We start from the raw sequence: 13254 nt of genomic DNA on the forward strand, positions 1-13254 counted from the left end.
AAGTGACCCAATCCCCATGTGAGCCGAAAACAACGGCTACAACTTGCCCCTATTGTGGGGTAGGTTGCGGTGTTCTAGTAACGCCTTCAGAAAATGGTCAAACAGCGCAAATTGAAGGTGATACTTCTCATCCTTCCAATTACGGGCGATTGTGTTCTAAAGGATCAGCTTTGGGTGAAACTCTCACTCATGAAGAACGCCTACTTGAACCCGAAGTTTTTGGAAAAAAAACAGATTGGGATACTGCGCTGGATTTGGTCGCTGGTAGATTTATACAAACTATCGCGGAACATGGACCTGATAGCGTTGCATTTTATGTTTCAGGTCAAATTCTGACGGAAGATTACTACGTAGCCAACAAGCTCATGAAGGGTTTTATTGGGTCTTCCAACATAGATACAAATTCACGTTTATGCATGGCATCTTCAGTGGCCGGACACAAACGTGCCTTCGGAACCGACACTGTTCCCGGTTGCTATGAAGACCTAGAGCAATCTGATCTTGTGATACTAGTAGGCTCTAATTTTGCTTGGTGTCATCCAGTATTACATCAAAGGCTTTTGACTGCAAAAAAAGAACGTGGAACTAAGATCGTTGTCATTGACCCAAGAGCAACAGCGACTGCAGATACAGCTGATCTTCATCTCCCTTTAAAAGCTGGTTCAGATGTTGCCTTGTTCAATGGACTATTTGCTCACTTAGCAGCTTCACGAGCGTTCAATCCAGATTATGTAAGTGCATACACAGACGGTCTGGATTCAGCGTTAGACACGGCCTCCAACCATTCTTTAGAAGCTGTGAGTGAACAAACAGGGATATCAATAGACCTTATCCGTGAGTTCTTTGAACTTGTTGTTACGACTGAAAAGACTGTTACCGTTTATTCCCAAGGTGTGAACCAGTCTTCTGCTGGTACTGATAAAGTTAACGCGATTATCAACTGCCATCTAGCTACTGGCAGGATAGGTAGAGAGGGAATGGGGCCTTTTTCTATAACTGGTCAACCAAATGCTATGGGCGGACGAGAGGTTGGCGGTCTGGCCAATCAATTGGCTTGTCATATGGATTTTGACCCTAGTGGATTGGATAAAGTTGAACGATTCTGGAAAGCTCCCAATCTCTCTAAAAAGCCTGGGTTACGTGCCGTCGATATGTTTGACGCTGTTGCAGAAGGTAGAATAAAAGCGCTTTGGGTAATGGCGACAAATCCAGCAGTGTCTATGCCCAATGCCGAGAAAGTCCGTTCAGCAATCGAGGACTGTCCGTTTGTAGTTGTATCCGATATCGTAGCAACAGGCGATACTGTAAAACTTGCGGATGTTCGGCTTCCGGCCACTGGATGGGGAGAGAAGACAGGAACTGTAACGAACTCAGAACGTCGAATTTCAAGACAGAGAAGTTTTCTAGAACCTGCAGGGATGTCACGCCACGATTGGGACGTCATGTCTGATGTAGCTCGACGCATGGGATATGACGGTTTTGATTACAAAAATCCATCAGATGTCTTTAAAGAATATGCCGCGATGTCGTCATTTGAAAATGAAGGTTCGCGGGATTTTGATATCGGTGCTCTAGCAGGAATTAGCTCTCAAGAATATGATTCACTTGAGCCATTTCAATGGCCGTTGCCCAAAGGAAGTTTGAAAAGCACAAAAGAAAAACGCTTTTTCGCTGAAGGTAATTTCTATACCCCTAACAAGAAAGCGCGCTTTGTTTCCACAAGATTTCGCCAAGCAAGAACTGCAACAAACAAAGAGTATGAGTTCGTTTTAAACACAGGACGAGTTCGCGATCATTGGCACACAATGACCCGAACGGGAAAGACACAACGTTTATCAACCCACATTGCTGAGCCATTCCTAGAAATTAATCCTGATGATGCAAAACAACTTGGATTGATCGATGCAGATATTGCTCAAATTAAAAGTAAATGGGGGCACTCCCGACTTCGTGTATTAGTTACAAATCGCCTTGCGAGAGGTTCAGTATTTGCACCAATACATTGGACTAGAAGATATTCTTCCAATGGATGTGTCGACTCTGTTGTTAGTTCAAACCATGATGCCATATCCGGTCAACCTGAATTGAAGTTTACACCTGTTTCAATTGAAAAACTCAAATTAGATTGGTGGGGATTTGGAGTTTCAATGGAAGAGCCAGACGAAACATTGCTCAATGAATGCGATTATTGGGCGCTGACACGCAGAGGAGAGGGCTGGAGCATCGAGCTAGGCGGGACCAATTCTAAGGCACCCCCTCAAAGTCTTCTGGAAAAAATATTCCCTTCATCCACCACTGATGAAACTTTAAGTTTTATAGATTCCAAGACAGGAAATTCTCGTCGTTGCGTGTTGCAGAACAACATTCTTACCTCATTCTTCACACTATCGACACTGAGCAGTGTTGAAGCAGAGCGAAACTGGTTGGGCCAAATTTTGGGCAAAACAGTAGATGATACTTTACGATCGCATCTATTGGCTGGCCGACCTCCGGTGGGAGAGGTTACGGGTAAAACAATATGCGCCTGTTTGGGTGTTAGTTCCGGTGAAATTGAAAACTCCATTTCCTCTGGAGCGACATCGGTCGAGGCTGTCGGAAAAGCCACTTGTGCTGGTACCAATTGTGGATCATGCAAACCTGAAATTTCTAGTTTAATTTCAAATTTCCTCGATTCACAAAAACAAAGTGAACTGAAAGCTGCTGAGTGATGAGCGATAAAATTTCGCAAATAAAACCAGGAAAACTGATTTTGATAGGGTGCGGACCGGGTTCCGCTGACCTGCTAACACTGCGTGCAGTCAACAGAATTCAAAATGTTGATTTGGTATTGTATGACCGTCTTGTCGACCAAGAAGTGCTCGACCTCATTCCTAGTGATGTTGAACAAACCTACGTCGGAAAAGAAAATGGTGACGGCGGCGTTCAACAGTCCAGTTTGAACAATACAATTCTTGAGAACTTAAAAAAAGGGAAGCGTGTCGCACGTCTAAAGTCTGGAGATCCAATGGTATTTGGAAGGGCTGCAGAAGAAATAGAAGTCGCCGCAGAAGTCAATGCAGAGGTAGAAATTGTACCTGGTGTCACAGCTGCACTTGCAGCTGCATCTGAAAGTATAATTACTGTTACAGAACGATCAGAGCTACAAAGTTTTATTGTTACAACAGGAAAAGCCGCAGACCGCAATTCATCGCCTGATTGGAGCAATATTGTTAAACCTGGCGTATGTGTAGCTTTTTACATGGGCGTGGGTTCCGCATGGAAGATTCAGTCCAGTTTAATGGCTGCTGGTGTACCAGAAAATGCCTCTGCTGATTGGGTCGAAAGAGCAGGTCAAACTGATACGAGAATAGTTAGATCTTCACTTGGGCGGTTAGCAAATGACAGCAAGGTTCATAATGTAAAGAATCCTGCAATCTTATTGGTTAGGTATCCCTACAGTCTTCAGAACCAACAGAGTGTAAGCAGTTCAACGAAAACGCTAGGATAGATAAACGGCCTCTCTGATATAGGCCGTTTTTTATTTCGAACTCGTAACAGGATCTACTTGTGGGAATGTGTTCAAGTATTCTTGAATCTTATCTGGATTAAACAGCTTACCGTCGATGAACTGGTTACACCCCATTGCGATAGGTGAGGTTGCTTCTTCTAACAACCAAGCATGAGAGTAATTTCCTTCAATTTTATTGTCTATTGTTGGACTGGAGATATCTAACTCCAGAGCCGCCTGACGGTATATATCCGGCTGGAAAGCAGCTCTTGCAACTTCATTGAAATTGGTTTTCGTATCCAATTGTCCCCACCGGACCATTTGAGATAAAATCCATTTGGCTTGAGATTGCCATGGAAAGTTCGCTGCATAGCGATGAAAAACATTGAAATCGGGCATATCCACACGGAGATTTCCACCGGTTTGGCGATTCTTTCCGGTCAGGGAGCTCACAATTTCATCTAAAGGTGCGTCAACATAATCAGCTGAAGCTATTACTTCAGCTGCAGTAAGCCTATTTTGAGGGTGATCAATCCAAGCAGCAGCTTCAAGAATAGCTTTAATTATTGAGAGATGAACTTCAGAGCAATCCTTTGCCCATTCAGTTCTTACGGCTAGAACTTTTTCTACATGTCCCGACCATATCTCAGCAGAAGTAATTAATGTGCGCCCCAATCCAGCTAACACTGCTGCATTATTCCAGGGTTCCCCCACACAATACCCATCTATAAGACCGGAACGTAGGCTGTCTACCATTTGAGACGGCGGAACAACAACAAGTTCTACATCTCTATCAGGATCAATCCCCGCAGACGCTAACCAATACCGTAGAAGGTAAGCATGCATGGAATAGTGGTAAACATGAGCGAAAACCAGTTTCGGCTGACCGGTGGCCCGGCGGACATCGACGACATGTTTCAATCCATGAGCGCTCAACGGCCTTCTAAGTGCAGTTTCTGGAGAAATACTCTGAATGTTCTGAAACAATGAAGCAGAAACAGTTATCGCATTCCCGTTTTGGTTGGTACAACAAGCAGTAGTAAACAGATCCGGGTAGGGACCGATGCCAGCGGCTGAGGCAACAACCATAGGTGCTAACATGTTTGCTGCATCTATAACGCCACTTGCTAAACCATCCCGCATTGCGGCCCAGGATTTATACCTCTTTAGCGAAACAGTAAGGCCATATTTATCAAATAGACCACGTTCCTGTGCAATGGCTAAGCTGGCACAATCAGACAAACGTGCGAAGCCAATAGTGACATTTTCATTTTTTTTCATAACAGAATTTCTCAATCACTACTCGTTTAGCAAGCTCATCACGGAGATTACTGTCTCTGCTATATCTCTAAGTGGAATTCCGCGTTCCTGAGACATTGTTCTCATTGCAATAAATGCCTCTTCTTCGGTCATCCCGCGTTTATCCATCAGGATGCCTTTTGCTTTTTCGATAACTTTTCGAGCTGCTAGATCATCCTTGGTTTTCTTCAATTCGGATCGAAGGTCATTCATGACTTTAAAACGTGCGATAGCGACATCAATGACGGGTTTCACGCGTTTAGGCGTCAAACCATCAACAACATAGGCACTTACTCCAGCTTCAATCGCTTGCTGAAATCCCGTAGGATTTTCTTCTTCAACAAACATAACAATTGGTTTGGGATTATTTTGCGCTACAGTTCTGAGACTTTCGATTGAATCTCGTCCTGGAGAATTACAATCGACAATTATAACGTCAGGCTGATTTGCTGCGATTAAGTTGAGCAGTTCAGTCCCGTGCACCTGACTTTTAGTTTGAACAATAGCTGCTTCAGCTAAGCCTTCTTCGACCAACTGTGCACGCTCAGGGTTGTTATCTATCAAAAGCACGCGAAGGGGCGCAGCAGGTGTTGAAACCTGCTGCGAACCTTTGGAGGTGACATTTTCGATCTGTTTAAAATGCGAAGTCAATTTGAGTCCATAATTTGGAAGTGTCCGTAGCAAATGCATCGGCACTGTAGTCTGCATATTTCAAAGTAAGTTTAAATTTGCCAACTTTAGCTGAGGCCACGAGGTCAATTTCAGAACCGTAGTCCGATGACCCCGTTTCAGCAGAGAAATCATGGTAAAAACCAAGAACGCTCAAACCTTTGAATGGGCCTACATCACCAAATTTGTAACCAGCTTTGAAGTAAACATCTTCAATTCCATTTGGAGGTGTCACAAGGAATTTATCTGCCCAGCCTTGAAATTTGTGAAGTGTTGCAAATGGTGTCTTGAATGAAACACCATTGTCAGAACCTAATACTTCATAACCTGCACCAACTGTGAAACCCTTAATTCCGTATGCGGCTTCAGCCATGTAGAAGTCAGCTGAATAATCTGCATTTGAAGAACCAAAGTCTTGTTGCTGCGCATATGAAAGTGCGTAGCTCAGGCTACCATCGCCAACGGGTTTCTTTCCAGCTAAACGAGCACCTATGGTTTGGGTTGACATAATCGCAGCTTCATCAGCGTCAATTAAATATGCAAAACCTGTGACTTTACCTATAGCGGTTGGTAGTGAAGCGTTAAAAAGGTAAGTGTCGCCGGTCCAATGACCTGCTGCGCCACCTGCATCTGCCCCTTCATCACCAAAAATACGATTTACTCGTGTGACATAAGCAGCATCAATTTTTAACTTACCGAGGCTTTCATTTGTAACGCGTAGCCCATCAAATGTCTGCTCGTTTTGACGCCATCCAACATTACCTACAAAGCGCGAATCATCCATGATCAAACGCTGGCGTCCTAAAGTGATCGTCGTGTCAGCAATTGATGTATTTGTGAGCTGGAATCTGTTTAACTCAGTAACATTTGGATCAGCTACAACCGGAAAAGTCCCTTTACCATTTGTTGTAGAATTGAAATCGTCAACAATATCTTCGACATGATCAAACTCAATCAGAAACTTAGTTCCTAAATATGATCCAGTCTCAAGACCCGCGCGAAAACGGTATGTTAAAGCATCTGCTGTTTCGGCTATTCCGTCTTGATCGACTGTTTCATATCTAAGTCGAGTGTTAAAAATAGGCTTGGTAGCTTTGATTGCGTTTTCAAATGTTGCAGCAACTTCTTCCTTTGGAGCTTCTTCTGCGTGTGCAGACAGCATCATCGGAACAGAAGCCAATGTGGCTGCGAGAATACGGGGAGTTATACGTGTAGCCATGAATTTTACTTTTTTATTCAACCTGGCAGATAACTATAATCTGACAGAGGATTTACGACGTGATGGAATAAATTCCATCGCTATAAGCAACATCGCGGGAACAAGCGTCCTTCATCGGACTATCAACTAATTTGATGTTAGCGCACCAAATCTGTAATTAGTCTTCCTGAAAAAACGTAGTTTCAGTCAAGTATCTAATCTTTTCATAGAAATCTTAATGCAAAACAAAATGGAAATGCTCTAATTCATTGCGCTACTGCCCAAAAATTAGATCATCGTATCAGACAATCAAATAGTGATGGCGTGAGATGTAGTGGGTTTGGAAAAGAGATACCAAAGCCAAATCGTTTATTCAGCATGCGATTTAAAACACAATCTAATACATGAAGATTTCAACATCTTCTCTTGAAGTTGAATTTTATGAGTAAAATAGACAAAATGACTTAAAACAATACTAGGAACTAATCATTTTTATCATTCGTCGGGAGTAAAGAGTTACCGCCCATAATGCTAAGATGATAAATCGGAAAGCTCTGCATTCAATTTCTGCGTTTTAGAGTTAGGTGATGACGTCCCTCTGGAGATCAATGAATAAGCGGTAGGTACGACCAATAATGTCACAATGAGAGATGCGATCACACCAAATAGAATAACAAACCCTATCGCTTGTCGTGTTTCTGCGCCAGCTCCAGATGTTACTATTAACGGAATAGAACCAGCTGCGGTCGTTAGGCTTGTCATAACTATGGGACGCAAACGGGTGAGGGAAGCACTTTTAATTGCTTCATAGAATTCAACACCTTCGTCTCTAAGTTGGTTTGCGAATTCAACAATAAGAATTCCATTCTTGGCTGCAAGACCAACCAACATAACCAATCCTATTTGTGTATAAATGTTCAGACTAGTGCCTGTTACCCAAAGCCCTAAAAGACCTCCAACAACAGTTGCAGGAACACACAACAGAATGACGAGAGGGTGGCGGTAGCTTTCAAACTGTCCAGCCAACACCAAGAACACAATAATCAACCCTGTTGCAAAAACAAAGGTAATTGAATCCCCAGATGATTTGAAATCTAAAGACTGTCCTTTGTAATTAAACACTGCTTCGTCGGGTAAAACTTCCCGCGCTACACGTTCCATTTCAGACAGAGCATTTCCCAGCACAACGCCTTCCTGTAGGTTGGCTTCTATCGTAATTGATCGGACGCGATTATAACGGTTCAAAGAAGGGCTATCTGCCTGAGATACTATCTGGATTAAATTTGAGAGCGGAATGAGTTGCCCAGACCTTTGTGAACGGACATATATATTTTGAATATCATCTGGTGTGGACTGGTCAGAACGTAATCCTTCCAAAATTATATCGTATTCTTCGCCATCTTCCACAAAGGTTGTAACTCGAAGTGAGCCTAACATTGTTTGTAAAGTGGTTCCGATTTCAGAAACCGTAACACCTAAATCTGCTGCACGTTCATAGTCGACTTGTATTCGGAACTGTGGCTGAGATTCTTTGTAATCCCAATCTATCTGAGACAGTCCAGGGTTGTTAGCCTCAAGAGCTTCAACGAAGGTGTCGCGCCACTCAATAAGTTTTTCATATGATGGACCACCTATAACAAATTGCACCGGATTTCCAGTTCCTCCCCCTAAGCCGCCACGAGCTCTTGCGAAAGCTCGAACACCAGGAAGATCCGATAGCTTACTGTTAACTTCGGACATGACAGTATTTATGGGGCGACGTTTGCTCCATTCTTCCATGCCTACAATAGCAAACCCACGGTCAAATGTTGTGCTGCCAAATCCTGGAGCGCGTAGAAGAAGCCTTCGAAATTCACCTGATTCAACATATGGCATTAAACGCTCTTCGATTTCGTCCATATATTTTTCTAGAAATTCAAACGAAGCCCCCTGAGGACCCGCAATTGCAATAAAAAATGCGCCTCTATCTTCTTTAGGGGCGTATTCAGACGGAACTTTTTTCAATATTCCGTATCCCGCAAATACGACAGCTATTACAATTGAAAAAATGAGGATGGGACGATAGATTAAACGATCAATTAGCCACCCATATCCACGTCTTATAATTTGAAACCCATTGTCGATTAGATTGGGTAAACTTTTAGACGCTGTTTTTTCTCCAGTTGACGGGGTGAGTAGTATTGATGAGAGCATCGGGACGAGTGTCAACGCCAGTAAACTTGATATAGCAACAGAAGCAGCCATTGTAATAGCAAATTCAGTAAACAGTCGCCCAATATCGCCTTGCATAAAAGTAATAGGGACGAACACTGAGATGAGCACCAAAGTCGTAGCGATCACGGCGAATCCGACTTGTTTCGAACCTTTGTAAGCTGCGACGAGGGGTGTTTCTCCGAATTCTTCTATACGCCTATGTAGATTTTCTAAGACAACAATTGCATCATCCACGACTAGTCCGATTGCAAGAACCAGCGCAAGCAACGTTATTAAATTGACCGATAACCCAAATGCAAAAAGTACTGTGAAGGTTGCGATAATTGAAACAGGAACAGTTATTGCCGGTATGAGTGTCGCTCGCCAACTCCCGAGGAAAAGGAAAATAACCAAAGTCACCAATGCAACAGCAATACACAGTGTTATATAAACTTCTCGGATAGAAGCTTCGATGAATATTGAACTATCGTAATTTGTTACAATCTGCATTCCGTCTGGTAGAGTAGGCGCCAGCTCAGCTGCTAGCGCTTTGGCTCCCTTTGCGACATCGATAGTATTAGCAGTAGATTGTTTGATCATGCCCAATCCCACCATGGGAACACCATTCCCTCTGAACATGATCCGATCTTCAGAAGTTCCAAGCTCAACTCGAGCAACATCACCTAATCTAACCAGGTAACCATCATCGCCTACTGCGACAACCAGCTCAGCAAACTGTTTGGGTGTTTGGAAAGTCCTATCAATCCTTAGCGTATAGTTTCGTGAGCCATTTTCCAGAGCACCAGCGGGCGCTTCGATATTTTCACTACGTAAAGCACGTTGGATGTCGGGAACTGTTAAATCACGAGCTGCCAATTGACGGCGATCAATCCACACGCGAAGTGCATAATCCTTTCTACCTCCAATCCGAACCCGAGCTACACCATCTAGAGCAGAAAATCGGTCAACCAAGTATCTATTGGCATAATCAGACAATTCCACCGTACTCATATTATCGCTTGATAGATTTAACCATAAAATCACATCATCATTTGAATCGGCTTTTTCAACTTCAGGAGGATCCACTTCCGGGGGAAGCGCACGTGCAGCACCTGAAATTCGATCTCTGATGTCGTTGGCTGCTGCATCAATGTCTTGTCCAGTGTTAAACTCAATTGATATATCTGAACGGCCATCTCTAGACCGTGAATTGATAAAACGGATTCCCTCAACTCCAGCAATTCTATCTTCTAATACTTGAGTAATGCGTGTTTCAACTATGCTTGCAGATGCACCCGGATAGCGCGTACTTATTGAAACTATAGGGGCGTCGATGTCAGGATATTCACGAAGGGGAAGTCGATCAAAAGATACGATCCCAAACATAAGCAATACAAATGCTATAACAGAAGCAAAAACAGGCCGTTTAACCGAGACATCTGACAGAACCATCTCTTAGTCCTCAAGCGTTTTGGGAGTGGATAGGGCAGAAGATAGAGTTGATTGCTGGGCAATCTGCACAGCGCTTCCATTGCGAACGCGAGTCAAACCTTCAGTAATGACTGTTTCTCCTAAGTCTAACCCACTAATGATTTCAACATATCCACTATCTCGTGTGCCTATTTGTATTTGTTTTCTTTCTGCATTTCCGTCAGCGTTGATGATGAAAACAAATGAATCGGGTCCGATTGAAACAATGGCCTCTTGGGGAATAGCAAGAGAAGTACGGTTGTTCGCGTACAATGATACCCGCATAAACATTCCTGCTTTGAGTATGAGGTCCGTGTTTTCAATAGTGGCTCGAGCTCTAATTGAGCGGGAGACTGGATCAATAGAATTATCAATACTTGTAAGTTCACCGGTAAATATCTCACCTGGAAGATCATCTGTTGCCGCATCAATTTTGAGACCAACATTCAAAGAACGCAAAAACGTAGAAGGGACCGTAAATTCAAGTTTCATTTTTGAATCGTCGATTAATGTTGTGACCACATCTCCGGGACGGATGTAGGACCCCACGCTAACTTGTCTAAACCCTAAAACGCCGCTGAACGGTGCGACTAAAACACGATCTTTCTGTCGAGATTGAACCGCACGCAATTGAGCACTTGCGTTGGAGAGGTTGCGGCGGGCTTGATCTAACTCAGACGCGGAAACGGCCTCTTTCTCAGCTAATCTTTGGATACGTTCAAATTGTTGCTTCGCTTCCTCCGTAGTTGCTTCAGCAGCTTGGACAAGCGCAACTTGTTCACGTTGAGCCAATGATAGAAGCGTTTTCCCTTTGTCCACACGCTGACCGTCCTCGAAAAACAAAGCTGTAATTCTATCAGCGGCGTTTAGTGTTAGTTCCACGCGTTCATTTGGTTCAAGCGTCCCTAAAGCTTCGATATGCAGTGAGAAGGGGTGCTCGGTCACTTTAGTCACAAAGACGCTTGGGGGCGGTCTCTTTCCACCGGCGCGCTGAGCCTTTGCTGGCAGTGCGTTTAAGAGCACGACGATGGTTAGGATAAGAATTGATCTAATCATTGGAAATTCCTGTGGTGTCTTTGCTGCGATGGGTTTCCAAATCATCGGAATTCCAAATGCCTCCCATACTACGATAAATGAGTATGGCGCGTCGTGAGGTTTCAATTTGACTTTGTACCAGCTGATCTTCTGCGTTTAACAAAGTTCTTTGTGCATCTATGACGTCCAGATAGTCGTCTAGACCTTCTTCGAAGCGTATTCTAGCTAGATCGTGAGCTGTTGCGGCGGATGCTGCTGCCTTTTTTAAATCTTTAAGGCGTTTCCGCTCCTGCAGGTAAGATATAGCAGAAGTTTCAACATCGGATATAGCAGCTACGATGGCTTGTTCATAGACTGCCTGAGCTGCTTGTGTACGTGCGTCAGCAATATCAATATTTGCATATGTTCGTCGTAAATCTGGGCCAGCCCAAGTGATGCTTGGGCCTATACCCAACCCAAAGGTATTTAGATCTCCAAAATTACTCGAATCATCAAACAAATTACTGAAAGTCAGATCAAACTGAATCCGTGGTAGCAATTGAGTTCGAGCTTCTCGGCTGCTTGCCAGTTGGCCTATTAACTGTGCTTTAGCATGGCGAATGTCTGGACGCCTTTCCACCAACTCAATGGGAGTAGAAACGGTAGGAGGTTTTAGAACCTTAGGAATTTCAAATGAACTTTGTGTTGTGCTTTTTAATTCGTAGAATTTCTTGTCTTCTGGATCATCGGATCGAGTTAACGTCCGAAGTGAAATCAAGGCCGTTTCCAGGGTGGTTTCTAGTCGTGGTATAGAGGCGAGTGTTGTATGATATTGTGACTCAGCTCTTGCTAAATCCAAGAGCGTAGCACGGCCATTATCATACAAATCACGTAGAATATTTAGTCCGTCTAGTTGAGCTGAAGCATTACTATTGGCAACTTGCAGGCGCCGTTGAGCACCGCGCGTAGCAATGTAAGCAAGCGCGGTATCACTAGCGATTGTTACTGCGGTGTCGCGAAGTAATTCTTGGGAAGCAAGCTCCGTCGCATTTGCAGCAGCTATTTGTGCTGAAACACGTCCAACCCAATCCCATTCCCATGAAGCACCCAATTGAAGAGAACCATCTAGTTCAAAATTTTGTCCCGCGGCAGCACTACGTCCATACTCAAGTGATGAACCTGAAGAGGTTATAGGTGTTCGAGAAAGAAGCTCTCTTGCTAAAATTGCTCTTGAGGTTTTTAAGTTTGCAAAGGCTACTTCAATGGAGGCATTTTCCGCTAGCGCTTTTTCTACAAAGTAACTCAATAAATCGTCTTCAAAACTTATCCACCAATTCTTATCTGATGGAAGTGCCGCAACTGATAACGCAGCTTCATCGGAAGCAATAAAGTTATCTTTTAGACTCATTTCTTCTATCGAAGGCATGTTGGGTGTTGCGCATGCTCCCACTAATATGGGGACACCAAGGGCCAAAGAGATACTTATCTTGTTCTCAGGTAAAAAGTCAGTAGATTTCATGTGAATTGGTGCACTATTTGAGTTTCAGATTATTCGGACGTAATTCTTAGTAGACGAAGAAAACTACCGCTCCAGATCTTTAACAGATCGTGCGATGAATATCCTTCTTTCAAAATCCATCCAGTTTTCATAGGAATTATCCATAAATCCTCACAGTCAAACGCGCTCTGCATTTTGTTACACGATGGCATAGCAGAATCCCGTCGAAAGAGACTCTAAATTTTTCGTGATCAAGATACACTTCATGCAGAGACTGAAAGCAGTGTAGGTCAATTCATTATTTGTTGCGTAACACTATGTGTATTACGAAGTGCTCGAACATTGAACAATCGTGCCAGTTTCTTTGTCTGATTCAAGTCATTTCTTGTGATCGTATCGATCATTCTTGCCTGAAATTTTCCTTAC

At 43.5% G+C, this 13254-nt stretch carries 8 protein-coding genes; 2 read left to right on the forward strand and 6 right to left on the reverse strand.

Going from position 1 to position 13254, the window contains the following annotated elements:
- Positions 1–2: 2 nt before the first annotated feature.
- Both F551_RS0107975 and cobA read left to right on the forward strand, forming a co-directional pair.
- Positions 3–2708 carry a nitrate reductase gene (locus F551_RS0107975; protein WP_018996976.1) on the forward strand — a complete coding sequence of 902 codons (2706 nt, stop codon included), beginning with the start codon at positions 3–5 and terminating at the stop codon, positions 2706–2708.
- Positions 2708–3487, forward strand: coding sequence for a uroporphyrinogen-III C-methyltransferase (gene cobA, locus F551_RS0107980; RefSeq protein WP_018996977.1), 780 nt, complete (start codon positions 2708–2710; stop codon positions 3485–3487). Before F551_RS0107975 ends, cobA begins: the two co-directional genes overlap by 1 nt.
- Before the next feature lie 30 nt (positions 3488–3517).
- On the opposite strand, the gene F551_RS0107985 is transcribed toward cobA, so the two are convergent.
- The 6 genes from F551_RS0107985 to F551_RS0108010 form a co-directional block, all read right to left on the reverse strand.
- Positions 3518–4768 (reverse strand): CmpA/NrtA family ABC transporter substrate-binding protein, encoded by a 1251-nt coding sequence (locus F551_RS0107985; protein ID WP_018996978.1) that lies wholly within the window; start codon positions 4766–4768, stop codon positions 3518–3520.
- 18 nt (positions 4769–4786) lie between these two features.
- Positions 4787–5437, reverse strand: coding sequence for an ANTAR domain-containing response regulator (locus tag F551_RS0107990; RefSeq protein ID WP_233355223.1), 651 nt, complete (start codon positions 5435–5437; stop codon positions 4787–4789).
- Positions 5421–6674: an alginate export family protein gene (locus F551_RS0107995; protein ID WP_018996980.1), complete on the reverse strand. Its 1254-nt coding sequence runs from the start codon at positions 6672–6674 to the stop codon at positions 5421–5423. The genes F551_RS0107990 and F551_RS0107995 overlap by 17 nt, the downstream gene beginning before the upstream one ends.
- Positions 6675–7184: 510 nt before the next feature.
- Entirely contained in the window at positions 7185–10298 is a 3114-nt protein-coding gene (locus F551_RS0108000) for an efflux RND transporter permease subunit (RefSeq protein WP_018996981.1), read from the reverse strand.
- Positions 10299–10301: 3 nt separating this feature from the next.
- The gene (locus F551_RS0108005) at positions 10302–11372 is read right to left on the reverse strand and encodes an efflux RND transporter periplasmic adaptor subunit (RefSeq protein ID WP_155825839.1); all 1071 of its coding nucleotides are present in this window, start codon (positions 11370–11372) and stop codon (positions 10302–10304) included.
- Positions 11365–12849 (reverse strand): TolC family protein, encoded by a 1485-nt coding sequence (locus F551_RS0108010; protein ID WP_033404711.1) that lies wholly within the window; start codon positions 12847–12849, stop codon positions 11365–11367. Before F551_RS0108010 ends, F551_RS0108005 begins: the two co-directional genes overlap by 8 nt.
- Positions 12850–13254 lie beyond the last annotated feature (405 nt).

Origin of the sequence: Hirschia maritima DSM 19733 (assembly GCF_000378345.1) — a bacterium.
Taxonomy (GTDB): domain Bacteria; phylum Pseudomonadota; class Alphaproteobacteria; order Caulobacterales; family Hyphomonadaceae; genus Hirschia; species Hirschia maritima.

Excerpts from the sequence above, each read along its gene's own strand:
- cobA (WP_018996977.1), top strand. The coding sequence starts at position 2,708 with ATGAGCGATAAAATTTCGCAAATAAAACCAGGAAAACTGATTTTGATA.
- F551_RS0107985 (WP_018996978.1), bottom strand. The coding sequence starts at position 4,768 with ATGAAAAAAAATGAAAATGTCACTATTGGCTTCGCACGTTTGTCTGAT.
- F551_RS0107995 (WP_018996980.1), bottom strand. The coding sequence starts at position 6,674 with ATGGCTACACGTATAACTCCCCGTATTCTCGCAGCCACATTGGCTTCT.
- F551_RS0108000 (WP_018996981.1), bottom strand. The coding sequence starts at position 10,298 with ATGGTTCTGTCAGATGTCTCGGTTAAACGGCCTGTTTTTGCTTCTGTT.
- F551_RS0108005 (WP_155825839.1), bottom strand. The coding sequence starts at position 11,372 with ATGATTAGATCAATTCTTATCCTAACCATCGTCGTGCTCTTAAACGCA.
- F551_RS0108010 (WP_033404711.1), bottom strand. The coding sequence starts at position 12,849 with ATGAAATCTACTGACTTTTTACCTGAGAACAAGATAAGTATCTCTTTG.